Raw genomic sequence first — 22,135 nt, 5'->3', positions numbered from 1 at the left:
TAGGTTATACCAGAACGACAGCACCAAACGGCTATCGAGAATATCCTTTATTCTCATCGTCTTCGTCCTCCTGATAAAAATAAAAAGTCAGAAACCCCATGTCTCTGACCTTTTCAATATAGTGCAGTTTTCAATCAACTTTCAGTGAGGTTACCCTCATTTTAAGAAGGTCTCGCCCTTTTCATTCTGCGTTTGATATTACTTTCTTTGACTAGGTAATCGAAAAGTGGCGCGAATAAGTTAGCAAATAGAATCGCTAACATGATGCCTTCTGGATAAGCCGGGTTCAGCACTCGGATAAAAATCGTCATCACGCCGATTAATACTCCGTATGCCCATTTCCCGTTATTGGTAAAAGCTGCCGAGACAGGGTCTGTCGCCATAAAGAAGGTACCAAACGCAACCCCACCAATCACGAAGTGCCAGTAGAACGGCATGGAAAACATGGGGTTAGAGTCTGAACCGATCGCATTCAATAGTAATGAAGCTCCGATTAAACCGACCAACACGCCCGCAACAATTCTCCACGACGCAATCTTCATAAAGATGAGAACCAAGCCTGTTAGTGCGATCAACAACGTGGAGACTTCACCCATTGAGCCTGGTAAATTACCAACAAAAGCATCTCCCCATGAAATTGTTTGTCCTGTCATATTATTTATCAAAGCACTTTGCCCGCCTTCATACCATTGACTAAGTGGAGTAGCGCCAGAGTAACCATCAGCCGCGACCCACACAGCACCACCGGACATGTTGGCAGGATAGGCAAAGTATAAGAACGCGCGCCCTGCCAGAGCTGGGTTTAGGAAGTTTCGTCCAGTACCACCGAAAATCTCCTTCGCCACAACAATACCGAAAGTGATACCTAAAGCCGCTTGCCATAGTGGAATTGTCGGAGGAAGGATCAGCGCAAAGAGTATAGAGCTGACAAAAAAGCCTTCATTTACCTCATGCTTTCGCACAATAGCAAACAGAACTTCCCAGAAACCACCAACGATAAACACCGTCGCATAAACCGGGAGAAAGTAAGTAGCACCAAGCCACATTTTACTTCCCCACCCCGCTTGTGAAACCGCATCTAACGAGCCCCATACCCAACTCAGTTGCCATGAAGAAACAAGCGCTTGCTGAGCTGAGGCTTGATCCATTCCATACAACAAGGCATCACTCGCTTGCTGGCCTATGTTGTACATACCCCAGAACATGGCAGGGAAGACCGCCAACCACACCATGATCATAATACGTTTTAAATCGATGCTATCTCGAACGTGAGTCATGCCCTGGTTTACCTTACCAGGCGTGTAAAAAATGGTTTCGACAGCTTCGAAAAGTGGGTAGAACTTGTGATACTTCCCACCTGGACCAAACTTAGGTGTCGCTTTCTCAAAGTAATCTTTAAGGCTCATAACACTCCTCCTTTATCTAAAAGATGGTACGCACATGTGTAAAAAGCGATCGTTTTTTAATCTCTTCGTCTTCCTTCTTCGTATTTCACCTTGTTCGCCACTCTTCTGTCTCCTCTTTAAATCCGGCGAACAGTTTATCCAACGAAAAAGGGACCGCTCATGGACACACTCGCCATTGACCTAGCTAGATTCCAATTTGCCTTTACTGTCTCTTTCCACATTATTTTTCCAGCGTTTACGATTGGTTTGGCAAGTTATCTCGCTGTATTAGAGGGCTTGTACTTAAAAACGGGCAACAAACAGTACATGCAAATCTATAAGTACTGGCTCAAAATCTTTGCCATCAGTTTTGGTATGGGTGTGGTGAGTGGCATCGTGTTGAGCTATCAATTCGGTACTAACTGGAGCGTGTTTGCCGACAAAACAGGCCCAATCCTAGGCCCACTAATGGGTTATGAAGTTTTTACTGCGTTTTTCCTCGAAGCGGGGTTTCTAGGCGTGATGCTTTTCGGTATGGATAAGGTGGGTAAGAAGCTTCACTTCGCCGCGACTTGTATTGTTGCATTCGGGACGTTTTTGTCTGCGTTTTGGATACTTTCGGTTAATAGTTGGATGCAAACACCAGCGGGCTATAGTATCAACGAAGCCGGACAGTTTATCCCAGAAGACTGGTGGGCGATTGTCTTCAACCCTTCCTTCCCTTACCGGCTCGTTCATATGTTGCTCGCCGCTTACCTTACTACTGCTTTTGTTGTAGCCGGCGTTGCCGCTTATCACTTGCTAAAAGCAAACCATAACCCTCTAGCCAGAATTATGTTCTCGATGGCAATGTGGATGGCTGCTATCGTGACACCAATTCAAATCGTTGCTGGAGACATGCATGGATTAAACACCCTTGAACATCAACCCGCCAAAGTCGCCGCGATGGAAGGGCACTATGAGTCTCACCAAGGCGCGCCATTGCTCCTCTTCGGTATCCCTAACGATGAAGAAAAACGTATGGAATACGCACTGGAAATCCCCAAACTCGGTAGTTTGATTTTAACTCATGACCTCAACGGTGAAGTGAAGGGATTAGATGCTTTTCCAGAGGAGGAACACCCTCCTGTATCTATCGTTTTCTGGTCTTTCCGAGTCATGGTCGCACTTGGTTTTGGCATGCTTGTTATTGGTTTGTGGAGCCTTTGGCTAAGAAAACGTCGCAAACTTTTTGATTCGAGGGCACTTCAACGTATTTGTGTGCTGTTTGCCCCAGCGGGGTTCATTGCAGTTTTAGCAGGCTGGATAACTACCGAAGTCGGTCGACAGCCTTACACCGTATACGGTCTTTTAACCACAGCCAATTCGGCATCGCCTATTGATGCCGCCGCGGTGAGCGTCTCCCTGACGGCGTTCATCGTGGTTTACTTTGTGGTTTTTGGAGCTGGCTTCTTCTATCTCCTACGTTTGATGCGCAAGTCTCCAACTCGATATGAAGAAGGTCTAGATAGCCGACTTCCTGATGGCACGAAAACCGATGCCATCACACATTCTAACCATCTAACCTAGGAGCTTACTCATGGATTACGCATTAATTTGGTACGCTTTGATTGGGCTCGCCGTTCTGATTTATGTCGCGTTAGATGGCTTTGATCTCGGTATTGGTATCCTATTCCTCAGCGCTAATGACGATGAAGAGCGCGACATGATGATGAACAGCATCGCTCCTGTTTGGGATGGGAATGAAACTTGGCTAGTTCTTGGCGGAGGTGGGCTTTTTGCCGTGTTCCCCCTCGCCTACGCGGTCATTATGCCAGCACTCTATGCTCCCCTGATTTTAATGCTGCTCGGGTTAATTCTGCGTGGGGTTTCTTTTGAGTATCGCTTCCGAACACAACGCGGAAAGTTTTTATGGGATAGCGCTTTTTTCATTGGTTCACTCACCGCGGCATTGATGCAAGGCATTATGCTCGGAACCCTGCTCCAAGGTATAGAGGTTAGTGAACGAGCATACGCAGGTGGATGGTTTGATTGGCTTTCACCATTTAGCGTATTTTGTGGCCTGGCGCTTGTTTGTGCTTATATTCTGCTCGGTTCATGCTGGTTATTAATCAAGCTTCCAAAAGAGCTGATGGGGCGCTATTACGTGGCCGCGCGACGATGGGGACTAGCGATGGTAGCCTGTATATTCATCGCCAGTTTGTGGCTGCCATTGAGCCAAAATATCGTATTTGAACGTTGGTTCTCATTACCAAACTCGCTACTGTTTTTCATTTTACCAATTATTGCAGCGGCACTTATTTGGCAGCTATTCAAAGCCTTACTCGACCACAAAGCCGTCCGAGCCTACGTTCTTGCGATCGGCCTGTTTCTTGTGTCCGCGATGGGTTTCGGTGTCAGTACATTCCCTTACTTGGTCCCATTCGCACTCACTTATCAAGACGTCGCTGCGCCAGATAAGAGTTTGGCATTTTTACTTGCCGGTGCGGTGGTATTACTTCCTCTGATCATAGCCTACACGGCTTATTCGTACTGGGTGTTCCGCGGCAAGATGAAACGTGGAGAAGGATATCACTGATGAAACTAAAGCCCATTTTGTGGTTCATTGGCATTTGGCTGGCAAGCGTGGTCGCCTTGTTTATCATCAGTTCGTTGATACGAACTGCGATATTGTAGGCCCAGAGTCGACTGCACCACATCTGAAGCCATTGAGGTCTATACTCAAGCAAGAGTAAAACAACGGAGTGTTTTTATGACCTTAAAGCGGTTTCTGGTAACTTTGATTCCTTTGACGGTTCCACTGTTTTCACCAAATGCATTGGCCGTAGACAAGCAGATGTCATCCGCCATGAAAAGTAAAATGCGGTCTATTTGCTCCGCAACAAACGAGCAGGGTCATTGGCAACTTGCTGAAGCAACTCCTGACGCCAGACGCTCACTCAACATGGTGCTTTATCAAATGAATGCCGATGATAAATTGAAAGCAATTCATGAGGTGAGAACGAAAATGGTCGGCGGCACCCATTATGCGTTTGAGTTCGAGTTGCAAGATGGTCAAGTCTGGAATGCAATTGTATTGCACAGTGCCCGAGGCGATTACATGATCGAAAGACACGCAAAGAAAGGCGAACTCTGCCCTAAATAGCAATAGACACTACGACTCTACAGCCGACACAATAAAGTCGACTGATTCAGTCGCCTTTATTGTTGGTATGTTTAGGTATCGCTTCAAAAGCTTGGGAAAAGTAATAGCTTTCAACCTGAGGCCTAACTAAATCACAAGCTAACCCAAGGTCATCATTTTTTGTGAAAGGTAAATGTTCTGATAGAACCTCTTTTGACTTTTTATCAACCGTTTTAAAAGATTCAATAATTCTTAGAGGAACGTGAAACTGATGATCTCTCACGAGAAAGAAATAGTATTGGAGATGCTCGCCATATGTCGCAGCGTTATTAATCTCGCTACCAATTTTCACAGCTTCAACACGACTGCCTTCACAATCAAATTTAAACACATTGGTAATTTCTGCTTCCATAGAGCCTGGTACATAAACGATATAGCCAGCACTGAGCTCATGACCAATTAATACATAGCTCTCGTCGCGCTCATGCAGTTGATACGCAAAAGAATGAAATGCACTACAAAGTAAAATGAATCCAAGCCGTTTCTTCATTTTGTCTTCAACTCATCTATGACTTTACGTACGAAGTTTGCCTTAGCATCCGTATATTTTTCGATGGTAATTTCAGCTTGTTCCATCAAAGAAAGTTTTAGAGAAACATGAGGAAAGTGCGCAATACCTAGTACCATATCGATAATAGGTTTGGCAGGCATATCCAAAATGGCAGTACTGCCAATATGCTCGATTTGAGTTGACATCATCTCCGTCACTAACGCCAGTTCAGATCGGCTGCGTGCAAAATCCTGTCGACATGCAGGATCATGCTTAACAACACCTACGTTGTAGTTGGCTAAACCTAGTTTCATCCATCCCTCTCCTAATAAATCCAAATATCATAAGAAGGAAATTATCCAATCACCAAAGTAAAAGCCAAACTTCCGGCACACCCGACACTAATTACTCAACAAATAGAGTCATCTCTGGTGTACTTTTGGTTTGGCTTTCTACTGTTAAACCGTCTCGGTTTTCGCCTCTATCTTCTCATTCACTTTATCGCAAATGTACTCTCCAATAGGCATTGCAGATGTCGCTGCAGGAGAGGGGGCGTTGCAAACGTGTAAGCTTCTTGCGCTCTCGGCAAACAAGAAGTCATGAACCAAGGTTCCGTCGGATAACACTGCTTGCGCACGAATACCCGCAGGATATGGTTTGAGATCTTCTACCTTGATGCTTGGGCAATATTTGTTGACCAACTTGAGATAGCCCGGCTTCCACCACGAGTTCTTAAACTCAGCCAATCCGGTTTTTAGATGCTTTTGTGTCACCTTCCAAAAGCCGGAGAAACTGAGCATTTGCATGGTATCTTGCAAGCTGAAGTTAACCTTGTCATACCCTTCTCGCTTCCAGCCTTGCACCGCATTTGGACCTACGGTCACACTGCCATCAATCATGCGAGTCAGATGGACGCCCAAGAATGGCAAGTCAGGGTCGGGAATTGGATAAATAAGATGATTCACCACTTGGTCGTGTTTGCTATCTAAGCGGTAGTATTCACCACGATAAGGGATGACCTGAAAGTCAGTTGGAATACCCATCATCTTAGTCATGCGATCCGCCATCAAGCCGCTGCAAGTAACCAAGAACTTGGTATTAAGTTGCATGGTTTGCCCGTCTGAAATGCAGGTCAGTTGAACTTCTTCATCCTTCTCTTCGGCAGCCACCACTTTGGTTCTCAGACTGATTTGACCGCCAAGCTTTTTAAACTCTTCCGCCATCTGCTCTGTGACCAAACGATAATCGACAATACTGGTGGTTTTGACATAAATCGCACCCAAGCCTGTGATGTTTGGCTCAGCCAGCTTGAGTTGGACTTCATCGAGTAGCTTTACGTCGATGCCGTTGACATGGCAGCGCTCATAGAGGGCATTCATGCGTTCGATTTCTTGCTCATTGGTCGCAACCAGTAACTTGCCACAGTTCTCCACCGGAATATCGTGCTCGGCACAAAACGAAATGGTTCGCTCTACCCCACGCTTACAAAAATCCGCTTTTAAGCTGCCCGGTGCGTAGTACACCCCGGCATGAATCACGCCGCTATTGTGTCCGGTTTGGTGCTGGGCAAAACCGGACTCTTTCTCAACCAATAAAATGGATTTGTCTGGATGACGTTGCTGTAGTTGCCATGCTGTCGACACACCAACGATACCGCCACCAACAATGATGTAGTCATAGACTGATTTCATACGACCTCTTATAAAACCGATAGTTGAGATTGTTGCAATTTGAACTTGCGACCACTGTAAATGAACACCGCGACAAATACCGCACAGCTTGCCACACGAACCAACATTGGGATGTCGTGCCAAACCAGCAATGTACCCACCACTAACAACAAGAGACGCGTCAGAATGTTTAGAGGACCTTCCAAGTAGCCTTCAATCGCACCAATCAATGCATAGGTACCGATGATGGCAAAGAAGCCTACGGTAATTACCGACGTCACATCCCAACTGACCAAGCCTGTATAGGCAATAAGTAGCGGTACAAGATACAAACCTTTGGCGATTTTCCACGCCATCAAACCAGTGCGCATCGGTGGTGTTTTGGCGATGGTTGCTGCTGCAAAAGCGGTCAAACACACTGGTGGCGTAACGTTACTGTCTTGCGATAACCAGAAGATGATGAGGTGAGCAGCCAGCAATGCCAAGCCTACCGCTTCCATACCCAAACTTTGCTCTAGTAGGGTTTCCATAAAGTCCGCAGGCACTAGCGCCACCATTTCTTTCGCGGTTTCCAACGCCATTGGTGCATTAAGCAGTTCCAGCTTTTCTGGCGCCGCCAACATAAAGATGGCTTTTGCTTGTTCAGGCAATTGACCCGATACCATCAATTCAAGCAATTGGTTTTCTGCAATCAACTTGTAAAGCGCAGGGGCAGACAGTGTGCCCAATACAATATACGCCGCTGTTACAGGTAAACCCATACCCAAAACAAGAGAAGCGAGCGCAATCAGAACGATCATGATGAACAAGTCGCCATTCGCCCAACCGTCGATCATCAGTGAGAACGTGTTGCCGATGCCTGTTGTACTGATCACGTTGATCACCAAACCAATACCCACCAGCAATACGGCTGTTGTCGCCATGTTCTTCGCACCTTGCGATAGCGCTTCGATGATCGCTTTTGGTCCCATCTTGTGATCTTTCGAGAACCAAGAAGCCACCACTACTGAAATGATCGACAAGCCCGCAGCGTAAGTTGGCGTAAAGCCTTGAACCAACAAAGTAACCAAAACCGCCAGAGGGATAAGGTTGTGCCAACCGCTGATTAACACTTTTAATAGAGATTCATCGCTGGTCGTGATTTTTTGAACGCCGCTGCGTTTGGCTTCAATACGCACAAAGAACGCAACAGACAAGAAATAGATAAGGGCCGGAATGAAAGAAACAGCAATGATATCAACATACGGAATTTGCGTGTAAGACGCCATGATGAAAGCACCCGCGCCCATCACTGGCGGCATCAACTGACCACCTGTCGATGCCGCAGCTTCAACCCCCGCCGCGAAGCGCGAAGGAAAACCTGCTTTTTGCATCAAAGGAATACTGATAACACCGGTTGAAACCGTATTTGCCACACTAGATCCAGATACTGAGCCCATCAATCCCGAGCCAATCACTGCGATAAAACCGGGACCACCGATGATTTTACCAGCCGCAGCACGTGCCACATTGATGATGTAATCACCGACACCAGAGCGCACAAGAAACGCACCAAACAGAATGAACATGAATACGAAAGTCCAACTGATGCGCGAGATAGAGCCAAACATGCCCTCAGAAGAATAGAAGCTGCGGTAGAGCAATGTTTCCATACTCAAACCCGGGAAGTGGAAAATACCGGTTGCCCATTTACCCCAAAGCACAACGTAGCTTAAACACACCACAATCAGCACTGGAATAAACCAGCCCATGGTGCGTCGAATCAGTTCGATAACAATCAAAATTGCCATGATGGCGAAGACCCAATCGCTGGTCACGAACTTCACACCGCGTTCATATAGCGCATCTTCGGCATAGGGAATGTAGAGCAAACACGCGACCGCGCCCATGGCAATCAACACATCGATGCCGAGTGCAATCTTACTCTGCTTGAGAGAGATATGAGCCGGATACCAAAGCGCACAAATCACCGCAAAGCCAGCAAAGTGGGTCGCGGAAATCCATAACTCTGGTAACGTCGATAAGGTATTAAACCAAATGTGCAAAGCAGACAACACCACGCCAAACACTGTGATTGTGGTGGTTACCCACGGAAAATCAGTGCGCGTGGGCAGCTCAAACTTCTGCAATTCCTTTTCTATTGAGTCGCTCATCTCATACTCCAAGCTCTGGCGGCTTTTTCCATCTTAGAAATCGGTAGGGATAAAATTCCCCGAGCCAAAACTCGGGGCGAAGTTGGCGTTATTTCGCCATTAGGTCTGATGGGATTTCGATGCCCATTTCTTTGTAGTAACGCACCGCACCTGGATGAAGAGGCACTGGCAAGCCAGCGATCGCTTTCTCAATCGCCATTGCTTTTGTTGCTTTGTGGATGCCTTGTAGGAAAGGCAGGTTCTCGTAGATCGCTTTGGTTAGCTGGTAAACGTCTTCTTCCGAGATATCTTCACGAACTGCCAAGAAGTTAGGCTGTGCAATGGTAGTGATCGGCTTATCTAGACCCGGGTACGTGTTCGCTGGGATCTCGTACTTCGTCCATAGGTTGTAATTGCCGTTCGCCTCTTTGATTTGTTCGTCAGTAAACGAAAGAATCGAAATGTCTTTACCCAACGCAGCAAAAGCTTGAGTGACCGCACCAACAGGTACACCCGCAGGCGTGTTCATGCCGTCAATGGTGCCGTTTTGAAGTGCGCTCGCACTGCCGCCGTAACCCATGTAAGCAAGATTGAATTTATCAGGGTCGACCTTCAGACCTTTCATGATTTGGCGACCAGAGTTCTCAGTACCTGAGTTCTTCTTACCGATAGAGAACTTCTTGCCATCTAGGTTGTTCAGATCAGTCACTGTGCCCGTTTTTGCTAGGTCAGAGCGAACAATAAAGTGCTCAACGTTTTGCCACAGCATAGAGACTGAACGCAGTTGTTCTTGACGACCGCTCTTCTCATAAGGACCTTCACCAGACCAAGCCCACGCACCATAAAGACCTTGTAGAATCGCGAACTGTGCTTCGTTTTCGTTCAGCAGTTTGACGTTTTCACCAGAGCCCGCAGAGCTGATTGCAGAAAGGGAGAAGTGGTGCTTTGGTGCCAATTTCACTTTGCTTAACGTCGCCAACGCTACGCCCACAGGGTAGTAAGTACCACCTGTCGATGCCGTTGCAAGAATATAGCTACGATCTTCTGCCGCAGCGTTAGCAGCAATACCAAAAGAAGTCACAGCGACAGCCAAAGCTTTTACCAGCTTATTCATTTTCATTATTACTCTCCGTGTAGTCGTTTCACGATTGGGGATTTACATCATGTTAAATCTTTATTAACAACATATTCCCTAGAGCAATTGAAATGCCAACTTTTAACCCTTTGTATTTATTGAACTAAGTACTGAAAGACATCAAAAATGAGCAAAATCATGCTGATTTGATAGCAAAGTAATGAGCAAGATCTTGCTCATTGAAGAGGAGAAGGTTGCACGCCTAGATCGCAAAAGGTTAATAAAATGTGACCAAGACAAAATAAATGCACGATTCACTAATAAGCAATATTTTGCCGATGCAATTTTGGATTGAATTGCAACTAATGATCATCTTAACAATAAGAAGAAAAAGCGCATCATTCTAAACTGCTCAATTTATCAGCTGAGGTTTATAGCCTAAACGACTACAAATAGCACAAAAATACAGCAAAGAAAGCCATGTTACAAAAATGAAAAGTCATTTATTCTAATTTTTAATTTAAAAAGCAGCTCGATCCACCAGTTCAGAAATAAACATTGACCGTATCAACTTATTTTCTACTTCGGGGTTGTGCCAATGGCCCTATGTTCGTTAGTGTAACAACACACCAAGGCAAACGTATTCCTTGGTATTTTTTCGTCTTTAAGGATCACCCATGTCAGCAACTGCGCAATTACAATTCGCTTTAAAACGCCCATCTGGCGTTGCTGCTGCGATCCTCCTGCTCTCTCTGGAACTGATTCAGAGCTGACAGGCTATATCTAAACTTTCTGTCAGCTTGAGAAGAAGCTGACGGGAACACCACATACTCCTCCCATTCCTTTCAGTTTCTTCCAAGCGAAACATAAGAGGAATAACAATGTTAAGCGCACGCAATATCGCCGCTTTGGGCTTCATGACTTTCGCCATGTACTTAGGCGCGGGTAACCTGATCTTCCCTCCATTTTTGGGTTACCAAGCAGGTGAAAACTTTCTGAGCGGGATGTCTGGCTTCCTCTTGACGGGTGTAGGTCTGCCTGCGATGGCACTAGTGATGGTGGCTATCGTAAACGGTTCAGATAAATTAACCGCTGCCCTACCTAAACCTTTGGCGACCAGTTTCTGGGTGATGGTGTTTATCGTGATTGGCCCTGCGTTCGTGATTCCACGTGCAATTACCGTGGCTTACCAATTCAGCTTTGCGCCAATGTTTGGTGATGCAGCTTTGGTGCCTTTCACTATTGCCTTCTGTGCTATCACCATTCTATTTGCCCTATATCCGGGTAAATTGGTCGACAACCTAGGCAAGATCTTAACGCCTGCCTTGATGGCAATCTTGATCATCATGTCTGTGACGGCTTTGGTTTCTCCTGCAGGTGAGCTAACTGCCGCAACGGGACCATACCTATCTGGCGCATTTGCTGAAGGCTTGACCCAAGGCTACATGACCATGGATGCGCTAGGTTCTATCGGTTTTGGTTGGATTATCTTCCGCGCGATTCGCAGCATGGGTGTGGATTGCCCGAAAGCCACCGCAAAATACACGCTAATCGCAGCTTTGATGTACGCGGTTGCCATGGCGTTTGTTTACATCTCATTGGCTTACATTGGCTCGACAAGCTCATACTTGGGTTCTGAGTTCAGCAATGGTGGCGACATTTTAACGGCATTCACCTTCAGCCACTTCGGCGCATTTGGTTCACTATTACTAGGTGCCGTGATGGTATTAGCGTGTTTGACTACTGCTATCGGCGTAACCACCGCAGGCAGTGAGTTTTACGACAACACCTTCAGCAAAGTGAACTACAAAGGCTGCGTTATCACGACCATGGTATTGGCAGGTTTAATCGCCAACGTAGGTCTGGAGCAACTATTAGCTATCACATTACCAGCGGTTGTGGCGCTTCACCCAGTCGCGATTGCGTTGATGATCATGGCACCAGTGCGCAACAAGATGTCGCAAATCATGGTCGTCGCAACCGCATTCACTGCTCTAACGTTTGGTTGTGTTGATGCGCTGCACATCCTAGGTTACATGCCAAGTTCCACTGATGAGTGGATGGGTAATTACATGCCTCTGTACAATGACTTTGCTAGCTGGATTATGCCTAGCGTATTTATGATGATTGTTGGTCTGCTGTTTACGACGAAAACCAACCAAACCGAACAATTCGAGCTGGTGAATGAATAGCCGTTTAACATAAGACATCGCTCAATAAGTGCGTTACTATGTAGCTCGCTTATTGATATCAGGCAAAGGAGTTGCCTGAATGAAAGATTGATATGGGTCGCCTATGGATAATCAGTATCTAGACATCAGAACACTGAACTTTATCGTTATTCTGTTCTCTTGCATTTACTCTATTAGTCTGCTTTGTTATCAATACACTCAGGGTAGAGTCAAAGGCTTAAAAACCTTCTCGATATCACTACTGTTTATTGGTTTAGGCCCTTTTTTACTTGGCTTTAGAGGCTCTGCGCCAGACTGGCTGACCATCGTCATAGCCAACACTCTCATATTAGTCGGCTTCTTGCTTACGCTATATAGCGTAAGCATTTTTCGTCAATATCCTTTAAAATTGGCTCACTGTCTTACCTTGTTAACACCTGTTTTCAGTGGTTCATTTTACTATTTCACCTTCCATGACCCTTCTATCAAAAGCCGCATTATTTATCTGAGCATGTATATTTGTATCGTCACCTTCTTTAGTGGTGTCGCCATGCTTAAAGGTACCCAAAAGGACTTAAAGCTCCCTGTTAAAGCAATGGCTTACTCTTTCTTTGGATTTAGTTTTTTTATGGGATTTAGGTCGCTTTGGAGTACTTTTTCAGGTGAGTTACCAAGTTTTATGGTCGCAGGCCTTATCCATCAGCTGACTTTCTTATTTAGCATCTGCCTGATCGTTGCTTTGAGCTTTAGTATGCTGTGGTTAATTAACGGACGCTTGGTGCAATCCATTAATGATCTCTCTCATTTAGATGCACTCACAGGGCTATATAATCGTCGAGCCATGGAAGAAATCGTTCCAAACTTGGTTAATAAAGCACATAAAAAAAGCCAAGCAATCAGCATTATTATGACTGATGTAGACAAGTTCAAAGCGATTAATGATCACTATGGTCACACGGTTGGCGACTCCGTCATGGCAACGATCTCCACTATTTTTAAAAAGCATCTTCCTGAGTCAGCCTGCATTGTGCGATTTGGTGGTGACGAGTTCATGATTGTTTTGCTCGAAAAAGCACAGCAAGCCAAAATTGTCGCAGAGCAAATTCGCCTTGCGGTCGAAACTGAAACCGCTTTGCAATCATTTAAAACTGAAGTGACCATGAGCTTTGGTATCAGTCAGTTATCTGAGGGGCAATCACTTCAAGAGGCGCTTGCTGAAGCAGACGAAGCGCTATATAGCTCTAAACATACTGGAAGGAACCTCGTTACCTTGTTTGGAGAAGGGAAAGACCTAAATTATAAGTTTGTCCCAGCTCCAGCCAAAAGCGCATAACGTGTTTGTTATGCCAATGATTTTACATTAGCTAGAAATCGCACTAAGTATAGTCGGAGCGATTCAAACCAAACTTCTGCATCTTTTGGTTAAGGGTTCGACGTGGTAAATCCAACTCCTGCATCACCTCATTGATGCGTCCATGATGCCTGACTAAAGAATCATGTAGCACCTTACGTTCAAAGTTATGTAGCTGAATCGCCAACGGCACGCCCGCATGCGTCTCTTCAGTTGTTGAGGATGGTCGACTGGAGAGAATTTCCATCACGGAGACGGTTTCATCCAATGCAAAACGCATCGCGACATTCCTTAGCTCACGCACGTTACCGGGCCAAGCGTAAGCAAGAATGGCTTTTCTATCAGCTTCACTCAGTGGACGACTCTCAGGGTTACTTTTCAGAGCAAAGTGTTCGAACAAGATCAACGCGTCTTCTTCTCGCTCACGTAGCGGTGGCAAATAGATCTGCGCCACATTAAGACGATAGTACAAATCCTGACGAAACTCGTCATGATCATTGAGATCTTCTTTCGCGGCGGCGATCACTCTCAAATCAACCGAGATCTGCTGATTACCCCCAACGCGCTCAACCGTATGTTCCTGCAATGAACGCAACACTTTCACCTGCATAGACAGCGGCATACTCTCGATTTCATCAAAGAATAAAGTGCCTTTATCCGCGTATTCCAACTTACCAATGCGCTTTTTACCCGCTCCGGTAAATGCCCCTGCTTCATGCCCAAACAGCTCACTTTCAAACAGGTTCTCAGGAATAGCGCCACAGTTGATTGGCACAAAATGATAGGATCTGCGTTGGCTTTCATTATGCAAACTGGTCGCCACCAGCTCTTTACCACAACCTGTTTCGCCGTAAATGATCACGTTAGTATCAATGCGTGCTAACTTGGCTACTTGTTCTCTAAGCTGTTGCATCACTCGGCTTCGGCCAATCAGCATTTCTTCTAAGCCGCTAACGCTAGATAGATACTCTTGGCGATCTTGAGTAGACGTTTGTGCGCGATAACTCTCGACCGCATCGGTCACTCGCTGGGATAGGCGCTCAGGTTGGAAAGGTTTCTCGATAAAATCAAACGCACCGTTTTGCAACGCCCCAACTGCCATATCGACATCACCATGTCCGGTGATCAAGATAACCGGCGTTGGAATGTGATTGGCAATCAGGCTTTCTAGTATCGACAAGCCGTCGGTGTCCGGCAGGCGAACATCACTGACAATCGCATCAAATTCTTGGCTAAGAATGGCGGCTTTGCCCTCCTCCCCCAAACTAAACGCGGTCACGTCGAACCCCGCGAGTTGCAGCCACTGACTGGTAGCCTGACGAACAATGTCATCGTCTTCGATAAGTGCAATTTTAGGGATGTCGTCAAAAGCCATGAGTTACTGCCTGCTTTATGGGGTGGGAAAGAAATCGATCTTTATTAACGGTAGCAAAAACCACTGAGGAGAGAAGGAGCTAGATCTCACTTCTTGCTTACAAGTCTTTAACATCCAACCAGTTAGGCGCACTCTTTAATGACTGTTGGTGAGAACGCACTAGCTGAATGGAGTCGGTATGCAGCGCAAAAGGAATGGCAAAACATGGCTTGTGGTCGCAATTGCGGCAGTGCTGATGTTGTCTTGCTATAGCGCCAGCAGAGAGGTTGCCCGTCAGTGGTTGAGTGTACAAACTCAAACCGAAGCTCAACAAAAACTACTCGACTATATTGGTGAAGTTCGCCGTGCACTCAAACGCTTCTACCACTTACCTTACCTCGTCACCAATAACCCAGAAACCATCGCGTTTGTGAAAGGAAACCGGACTTATTACGAGCCATTGCAAACCCAACTGACTCAGCTAGATAAAGCCGCCAATACGGAAGGTTGGCTAATCCTGTCTAACTCTGGCGAAGTATTGGTATCGAGTTTGATCGAAGAGCGCTTTAGCCTGTCTGACCGAAAAGCCATTGTGGAACAAATTCACAATCAAGGCGGCGGTGTTTCCTTGGTGAACAAAACCAAAGGTTCGAGCCCGTTGTATTATCTTGCAGCCCCTATCTACGACGGTCTGGATATCGCAGGCATTGTAGTGGTGCAAATCAACCTCAGCTTATTGACCGAACAGACTATTACTAGCCAAGACATCATTACGTTGCAAAATCGCCAGCAACGCTTTTTCCTATCGAGCAGCTCGCTCTATAACGCTGACTGGTTTAACGAACCGAGCAACACCGTTCAGTTAGAAACGCAGCGCTTATACGACAACACCAATATCAGTGTGTGGACGCTCAATCAGCAACGCTATTTTGCGCACACCGTAAAATTGGATGATTTGAATTGGTACGTAAGCTACCTCACCCCTTCTAAGCCGATTCAGCAAACCATCAACGTAATTGGTTGGAGCGTAGCAGCGCTACTCTTATTGGTTATATTACTCGTCATCATTGGTCTACAACGTCGCCAAAAGCACATCAATCAACAGCGAATTCAAGCCCTGTTGGAAGAGTCTCAACGCCGCTTGAAACAGATGATCAATAAAACCCACGTTGGTTTGCTATTGATTGATGAACAAGGACAACTGTTCGATCTCAACCCAATGGCGAAGCGTTTGTTCTGTTTACCAGAAAGCGTCAATCGACACGCTTTTGCTTGGGAGTTATTCGATGCAGGCAATCCTAATTCCACCACACTTAAGTTGCTCAAGGACTTACCTAAACATAAAGAGCTCGCAGAGATCAGCACGGTCGAAACCATTGCCAGACGCAGTGACGGAAGCGTCTTCCCTGTCCTGTTCTCGCTAACCAGTTTCCCTTGGCATGGCGAGCAGTATTTCCTTGCGACGATCATAGACATCAGTAAGCGGAAAAAAGCCGAGCAATCGCTGCAACAGGTCAACCAAGAACTGGCGCAACGGGTAGAAGAGCGTACTCAAGCGCTAAAAGAAGCGCAAAACCAATTAATTGAATCGAGCAAAATGGCCGCCTTGGGTCGCATGTCGAGCGCGATTACTCATGAGCTCAATCAGCCACTGACAGGCTTGCGTACCCTGCTCACCACAAACGAACTGTTGGCAGAACGTGGCGAAACGGAGATGATGAAAGCCAACAATGTTTTGGTACAGAAGCTGATTGATCGCATGGCAAGCATGACCAGTCAGCTAAAGACGTTCGCCTACAACAAACCAGAAAGCTTACAGGCAATTTCTCTCATCTCTGCACTCGAAGATACTTTGCGAGTGTACCAATCCCAATTAGAGAACGTGGACGTACGTGTGCGGGTTCCTCATGACTTACCTAACATCATGGGTGAAGAACAACGACTGCTTCAGGTGCTCGGTAATCTTGTCTCGAATGCGCTAGACGCAATGAACAACACCACCAACCCGCAGCTCAACTTGATCGTCAATCCAACTGTTAATCAGGTCGAACTGATCGTCAGTGACAATGGCTGCGGCGTGTCAGATGAGATGCTTGAGTCCATGTTCGAACCCTTCCAAACCTCAAAGAAAATTGGTGAAGGATTGGGGCTGGGTTTAGCGATTACGGCCAACAATATGCGTGATATGAACGGACAAATTACCGTGCATAAGAATGAACAAAATGGGCTGACTTTCACTCTATTGTTCAAATCAGCCTAGGTTGATATTGATTACAAAATCATCATTAGAACTAAGCATCCCCGCTGTTTTAGAAAAATACGATCTCGATACAAGTATCGAGGTGTCTCCTACACTATTCTCAAGCAATAAATCCACAAACATTTCCTAAATATAAAGAGTGAGAAACATGATTAAGTTTCCTGAACATTTTCTTTGGGGTGGTGCCATTGCTGCAAACCAAGTAGAAGGGGCGTACAACCTTGGGGGTAAAGGGTTATCGACATCAGACATGCTGCCAAACGGTATTTTGAGTCCGCATCAAACCCGTGCAGAGCGTACACCGGGTATCAAAGACGTGGCGATCGACTTCTACAATCGCTACCCAGAAGACATCGCGCTGTTCAAAGAGATGGGCTTTAACTGTCTGCGCCTATCTTTAGCTTGGAGCCGCATCTTCCCGAACGGGGACGAGTTAGAACCGAACGAAGAAGGTTTGGCGTTCTACGATAAAATTTTTGACGAACTTGCCGAGCACAACATCCAACCTTTCGTGACCTTATCTCACTACGAAATGCCTTACGCACTGGTTGAAAACTATGGCGGTTGGGGCGATCGTCGCGTCATCGAATTCTTCGAACGTTATGCTCGCACCGTGCTGGGACGCTACAAAGACAAAGTGAAGCTGTGGTTAACCTTCAACGAAATCAACATGTCTCTACACGCACCATTTACTGGTGTTGGTTTGCAAGAAGACGCCAATGAACAAGAGATTTACCAAGCGATTCACCACCAGCTAGTCGCAAACGCAAAAGCGGTAAAACTGTGTCAGAAAATCGTACCAAACGGCAAGATTGGTAACATGCTGCTTGGCGCAATCAACTACCCATACACCTGTAATCCTGATGACGTGCTTGCTGCCATGCATGAAAACAACAAGTGGTTGTTCTTCGGTGATGTGCAAACACGTGGTCAGTACCCTGGCTACATGAAGCGTTACTTCCGTGAAAACGGCATCGAAATTCAGATGGAAGCAGGCGACTTAGAAGAAATTGCATCGGCAAGTGTCGATTTCATCTCATTCAGCTACTACGCAAGTGGCTGTGCAAGTGCAGACCCGAAACAGAAGGAAGTGGGTAACATTGTCGATAGCGTACCAAACCCATATCTTGAGAAGAGCCAATGGGGCTGGTTGATCGATCCAAAAGGCCTGCGCATTCTGCTGAACTTCCTTCACGATCGCTACCAAAAACCACTGTTTGTCGTAGAAAACGGCTTAGGTGCACGTGATGAAATCGATGAAAACGGTGAGATTCAAGATGATTACCGCATCGCTTACTTGAACGACCACCTTGTGCAAGCACACGAAGCGATTCTGGATGGCGTTGAGTTGATGGGCTTTACCAGCTGGGGGCCAATCGATTTGGTCGCGAATTCAACCGCTGAGATGAGCAAACGTTACGGCTTTATCTATGTCGATCGTCATGATGATGGGCAAGGAACGCTAGAACGTAAACGTAAGAAAAGCTTTTTCTGGTATCAAGACGTGATTCGTACTTCAGGCGGTTCATTGAAAAGCTAAGCCTGTTGTCTAGGTATAAAGTGCAACTAGGCATTCGCCTAAACCATCAAGCCCTGCAATTGCAGGGCTTGAATTTTAAGGTGTTTATTCATTTAGAGATTAAACTGCAATCTCTCCACCGTCTTCACGGCGAATAACCACTGTCGCCGCTCGTGGGCGCACAGAAACACCAGCAGGCGTTTCTTCGGCTGCATCTTCACTGTATGGCCAGTTACCTGGGTGCTGAATATTCACAAACAATGATTTGTAATCAGGGCTGATGGTAAAGCCTGTTACTTCACAACCATTTGGTCCGACAAAGAAGCGTTTCAATTCAGCTTGATTATCCGCACCAATCACAGCTTGATCACCATTCTCATCTGTTAGCTTAGATGGAACAACAGCCAACATTTGATCATTGGTGTAAGACGTGACTTCATCTGCGCCGTTATCAGTCTGAATCCACAAAATACCACGGCCATCAAACGCTAATCCGTCTGGGCTCGCAAACTGGTTTAACTCATTCAAGCCAGAACGGTTGGTATCTGCATCACCATTTGCTGGCGAACCAAACACAAAGATATCCCAAGTAAAGTCAGTTGCTGAAGCACCTTCATCCCAACGAATAACATGACCAAACTTATTATTCAAACGTGGATTCGCAGGATTGGTTTCATCTGTACGGCGCGTATTGTTCGTCAATGTTAAATATACTGAACCCGTGAATGGATCAACCGTACACCACTCTGGTCGATCCATTGGTGTTGCCCCAACTAAATCCGCCGCACCCGCAGTATTGATGATAATTTCAGCCAGTGAATCAAAGTGATCCGCTAACGTACCACCAGCGGTTGTTACGCTATCAAGCGTTAATGGTAACCAAGTACCTGTGCTGTCTTCATTGAAGCGCGCCACATACAGTGTGCCTTCATCCATGTACTTGTCACCCATCGCCAAGCGGTTATCAGGGTTAGCATCTGCTGGATCCCACGCTGCCGCAGATTCAAATTTGTATAGGTATTCAAAGCGAGAATCGTGACCAGAATAAAATACCACTGGTTTGCCTTCTTCAAGCTTACCGAAAGTACAGCCCTCGTGACGGAAACGACCTAGCGCAGTACGTTTCTTCGCACGTGAGTTTTGCGTGTAAGGGTCAATCTCGACAATGTAACCGTGACCATTGGCTTCATTACGGTAATCATCCATCGCACTTGCTCCTGTTGGAGCCACATTAAAGCGAGAGAACTCATCAAGACGCTCTTCTGCATTACCTGCTAATGTCTCCCACAAGTAGCGTGTGCTTTGGTCATCAACACCAATGCGATCTTGCTCTTCTGTACGAGTCCCGGCGTTAACAAAGTAACCAGGCCAGTTCTCTTCACACGTTAAGTAAGTGCCCCACGGCGTGTAGCCGTTGCCACAGTTGTTTAACGTACCACGCGCTTGGCTGCCATCTGGTGAGAAACGAGTGACAGTTAAAGATGTGTGGGCTACCGGGCCAGACAAATCCATGACTGTCGCACCAGTATAACGACGGTTTAGTGGGTCAGTATCAACCAACTTCCACATGTTGTCTTCCAGTTGAATGCGAACCACTGATACACCGTGCGCGTAAATCTCTTTGCGCACTTCATCTACAATGGTACGTACGCCATTTTCAACCGTCGGACCGTTTGGATGCAGTGCTGATGTGTCGATGTACTCGTGGTTAATACATAGCAAGCCATCTGTAGTGCTATCGTTCAATGGGAAAAAATGCATGCCGTCATGGTGCATGCCTAGCGCATTTAACTGATCGGTACTGGTGTTGGTACCATCATTTCGCCATGCGCTGCCTTGTGCATTAAGTGGTGTTCCCCAAGGTACTAGTACTTGTGCGGTGTAGCCTTGTGGAATTGAAACTGCGTCAGTGAGTGAGCCAGGGATAGATTCAAAGTTAAGAACGGCTTTAGATGCGCCCGAACCACTGCTTACTGTACTCCCTGAGTCAGACGAGTTACAACCAGCCAATCCGAAAGCACCAAACGCTGTCATCGCACTGATACCTAAACCACCTTTCAGAATGCTGCGTCGAGATAGGCTCGCTTCTAATACTTCTTCAAATGGTTTGTTTTCACTTTGGTTATAACGCGTCGCGTCAAAGGTTTCCTTGCTCATTTTTACTTTCCCGATCTTATAGTTTAATTAATAAATAAGTGATTAGTTGAACGGCAAGAAGTTTGGATAAGAAAAATGACAAAAGTGCTTAAAACATATGAAACTTGTGTTTCAACAATACTGCAAACCAATCAACACAGCTAACGAAGCAATTAAATTCTGGTCACATAATCACCAACTGTATCGCTTCATTCTGATTTTACTTGGGCTAAAGTGTGATAGAAGGTATAAGGTGTACGAAATCAAATCATCTACGAGAGATAATCATGAAATTAGACAAGATCGATAACAAGAGCCGTCGTATCCGTAAAAAGCTGTTCTTAGGTGAGTTCGCAATCCTAGGTTTCGAGATCAGCTGTGAAACAGACATTAACGACTTCGACCGTTACGATGCATTCGTTGATGACTTTATCGACTACATTGACGAGCTTGGTCTTTGCTTCGGTGGCGGTGGTCTAGAACTGTTTGAAGGCTTCCTATGTTCTACTGACCGTTACGGCAGTGCGACTGAAGAACAGAAAGCGCAAGTTATCAAATGGTTAGAAGCACGCCCAGAAGTGAAAAGCGCGCAAGCGGGCGAACTAGTTGACGCCAACTACCTGTAACTAAAGGGCAACCTGTAATACGCAGAGCTCACTAAATGGTAGAGAAAGCTGGTCTTAAGACTGGCTTTTTTATTTTTGGAAGAATGCGATATTAAAAATAGGGTGCTTGGGAAGTTGCGCGGAGTGATTGTGGCGTTTTTGAGCTGGCAATCAACGGGAAACTGCGTTCCACAGCCAGCTCGTGCCTTTAGGTATAATTAACTATGATTTTTTAGCTGGGGCGTCTTTCGTGTCTTTCCAGTATTGAATACGCACACGATGTAGCTGAGCTCTTCTAGTCTTTTTCATAGTAAAGTCCCTCATCTTATATAAGTAACGCTCCTCATGGAGCTTATTGTCTAAGGTCGTATCCCCTTCAATCTATAAGGGAATCAATCATTTAACCGTGACCAATTTCACAACATAATGATAATTACCGATTTCTTGCAGCCTGTTTTTACTGGCAAACGGCATATTATCTATCTGACACAGTTAACTTACTCACCAGATATGACAGAAAAATGGCAATCAAGTTCCCTACTTATACTGTCATTGAATCTTAATAAGGATTAACAAGGTGGGCATTTCAGATTTACCATACTGTTTATAAAAACCGCAAGAATTTTTATTTCTTTTCAAACAAATCTCTACTCAAGATCAATTCACTTTCATCTTTATCGTCTCCCTTTTAACGCATTGTGATCCAGTTCAATCCACAGAACTCGGAACAAAAAGCGCACATTAATACATTCACCACCAAACTTGTGCGAGATCTCTTACAAGAGTTGTAAGCAAATAGATTA

At 45.8% G+C, this 22,135-nt stretch carries 16 protein-coding genes; 8 read left to right on the top strand and 8 right to left on the bottom strand.

Going from position 1 to position 22,135, the window contains the following annotated elements; genetic code table 11:
* Positions 1 to 161: 161 nt before the first annotated feature.
* Complete coding sequence (locus tag IJ23_RS10715; RefSeq protein WP_033906252.1) at positions 162 to 1,406, bottom strand: NADH:ubiquinone reductase (Na(+)-transporting) subunit B; 1,245 nt, start codon at positions 1,404 to 1,406, stop codon at positions 162 to 164.
* 159 nt (positions 1,407 to 1,565) lie between these two features.
* On the opposite strand from IJ23_RS10715, the gene IJ23_RS10710 reads away from it, so the two are divergent.
* From IJ23_RS10710 to IJ23_RS10700, 3 genes are all read left to right on the top strand, one after another.
* Positions 1,566 to 2,954, top strand: coding sequence for a cytochrome ubiquinol oxidase subunit I (locus IJ23_RS10710; protein WP_033906251.1), 1,389 nt, complete (start codon positions 1,566 to 1,568; stop codon positions 2,952 to 2,954).
* A gap of 10 nt (positions 2,955 to 2,964) precedes the next feature.
* Complete coding sequence (cydB, locus tag IJ23_RS10705) at positions 2,965 to 3,963, top strand: cytochrome d ubiquinol oxidase subunit II (protein WP_033906250.1); 999 nt, start codon at positions 2,965 to 2,967, stop codon at positions 3,961 to 3,963.
* A gap of 174 nt (positions 3,964 to 4,137) precedes the next feature.
* Positions 4,138 to 4,530, top strand: a complete 393-nt coding sequence (locus tag IJ23_RS10700; RefSeq protein WP_033906249.1) for a hypothetical protein — start codon at positions 4,138 to 4,140, stop codon at positions 4,528 to 4,530.
* Between the two features lie 46 nt (positions 4,531 to 4,576).
* On the opposite strand, the gene IJ23_RS10695 is transcribed toward IJ23_RS10700, so the two are convergent.
* The 5 genes from IJ23_RS10695 to IJ23_RS10675 all read right to left on the bottom strand — a co-directional run bounded on the left by IJ23_RS10695 (position 4,577) and on the right by IJ23_RS10675 (position 9,981).
* The gene (locus tag IJ23_RS10695; RefSeq protein ID WP_033906248.1) at positions 4,577 to 5,059 is read right to left on the bottom strand and encodes a hypothetical protein; all 483 of its coding nucleotides are present in this window, start codon (positions 5,057 to 5,059) and stop codon (positions 4,577 to 4,579) included.
* Positions 5,056 to 5,373, bottom strand: a complete 318-nt coding sequence (locus tag IJ23_RS10690) for a GrpB family protein (RefSeq protein ID WP_033906247.1) — start codon at positions 5,371 to 5,373, stop codon at positions 5,056 to 5,058. The genes IJ23_RS10695 and IJ23_RS10690 overlap by 4 nt, the downstream gene beginning before the upstream one ends.
* Positions 5,374 to 5,517: 144 nt before the next feature.
* The gene (gene lhgO, locus IJ23_RS10685) at positions 5,518 to 6,750 is read right to left on the bottom strand and encodes an L-2-hydroxyglutarate oxidase (protein ID WP_033906246.1); all 1,233 of its coding nucleotides are present in this window, start codon (positions 6,748 to 6,750) and stop codon (positions 5,518 to 5,520) included.
* An 8-nt stretch (positions 6,751 to 6,758) separates the two neighbouring features.
* Positions 6,759 to 8,882, bottom strand: coding sequence for a TRAP transporter permease (locus IJ23_RS10680; protein ID WP_033906245.1), 2,124 nt, complete (start codon positions 8,880 to 8,882; stop codon positions 6,759 to 6,761).
* A gap of 88 nt (positions 8,883 to 8,970) precedes the next feature.
* A complete protein-coding gene (locus IJ23_RS10675) occupies positions 8,971 to 9,981 on the bottom strand; it encodes a TAXI family TRAP transporter solute-binding subunit (protein ID WP_017635521.1) in 1,011 nt (336 codons plus the stop codon).
* A gap of 836 nt (positions 9,982 to 10,817) precedes the next feature.
* On the opposite strand from IJ23_RS10675, the gene brnQ reads away from it, so the two are divergent.
* Both brnQ and IJ23_RS10665 read left to right on the top strand, forming a co-directional pair.
* Complete coding sequence (gene brnQ, locus IJ23_RS10670) at positions 10,818 to 12,128, top strand: branched-chain amino acid transport system II carrier protein (RefSeq protein ID WP_033906244.1); 1,311 nt, start codon at positions 10,818 to 10,820, stop codon at positions 12,126 to 12,128.
* Between the two features lie 103 nt (positions 12,129 to 12,231).
* Complete coding sequence (locus IJ23_RS10665) at positions 12,232 to 13,440, top strand: GGDEF domain-containing protein (protein ID WP_033906243.1); 1,209 nt, start codon at positions 12,232 to 12,234, stop codon at positions 13,438 to 13,440.
* A gap of 43 nt (positions 13,441 to 13,483) precedes the next feature.
* Here the strand turns inward: IJ23_RS10665 and IJ23_RS10660 are convergent, their stop codons facing one another.
* Positions 13,484 to 14,833 carry a sigma-54-dependent transcriptional regulator gene (locus tag IJ23_RS10660; protein ID WP_005384179.1) on the bottom strand — a complete coding sequence of 450 codons (1,350 nt, stop codon included), beginning with the start codon at positions 14,831 to 14,833 and terminating at the stop codon, positions 13,484 to 13,486.
* A gap of 178 nt (positions 14,834 to 15,011) precedes the next feature.
* Here IJ23_RS10660 and IJ23_RS10655 point away from each other — a divergent pair, with 178 nt between their 5' ends.
* Together IJ23_RS10655 and IJ23_RS10650 are read left to right on the top strand one after the other, a co-directional pair.
* The gene (locus tag IJ23_RS10655) at positions 15,012 to 17,072 is read left to right on the top strand and encodes a sensor histidine kinase (protein ID WP_033906242.1); all 2,061 of its coding nucleotides are present in this window, start codon (positions 15,012 to 15,014) and stop codon (positions 17,070 to 17,072) included.
* A gap of 148 nt (positions 17,073 to 17,220) precedes the next feature.
* The gene (locus IJ23_RS10650) at positions 17,221 to 18,612 is read left to right on the top strand and encodes a glycoside hydrolase family 1 protein (protein ID WP_033906241.1); all 1,392 of its coding nucleotides are present in this window, start codon (positions 17,221 to 17,223) and stop codon (positions 18,610 to 18,612) included.
* A 99-nt stretch (positions 18,613 to 18,711) separates the two neighbouring features.
* Here IJ23_RS10650 and IJ23_RS10645 read toward each other — a convergent pair whose 3' ends face one another.
* On the bottom strand, positions 18,712 to 20,748 hold the full coding sequence (locus IJ23_RS10645; protein WP_005374207.1) for a PhoX family protein: 2,037 nt from the start codon (positions 20,746 to 20,748) through the stop codon (positions 18,712 to 18,714).
* Positions 20,749 to 21,014: 266 nt separating this feature from the next.
* Here IJ23_RS10645 and IJ23_RS10640 point away from each other — a divergent pair, with 266 nt between their 5' ends.
* A complete protein-coding gene (locus tag IJ23_RS10640; RefSeq protein ID WP_005374208.1) occupies positions 21,015 to 21,353 on the top strand; it encodes a YggL family protein in 339 nt (112 codons plus the stop codon).
* Positions 21,354 to 22,135 lie beyond the last annotated feature (782 nt).

This window comes from Vibrio sp. OY15 (genome assembly GCF_000742455.1).
GTDB classification, from domain to species: Bacteria; Pseudomonadota; Gammaproteobacteria; order Enterobacterales; family Vibrionaceae; genus Vibrio; species Vibrio alginolyticus.
The sequence above is the reverse complement of the archived record's forward strand: the minus strand, read 5'-3'. Positions and strand labels throughout refer to the sequence as shown.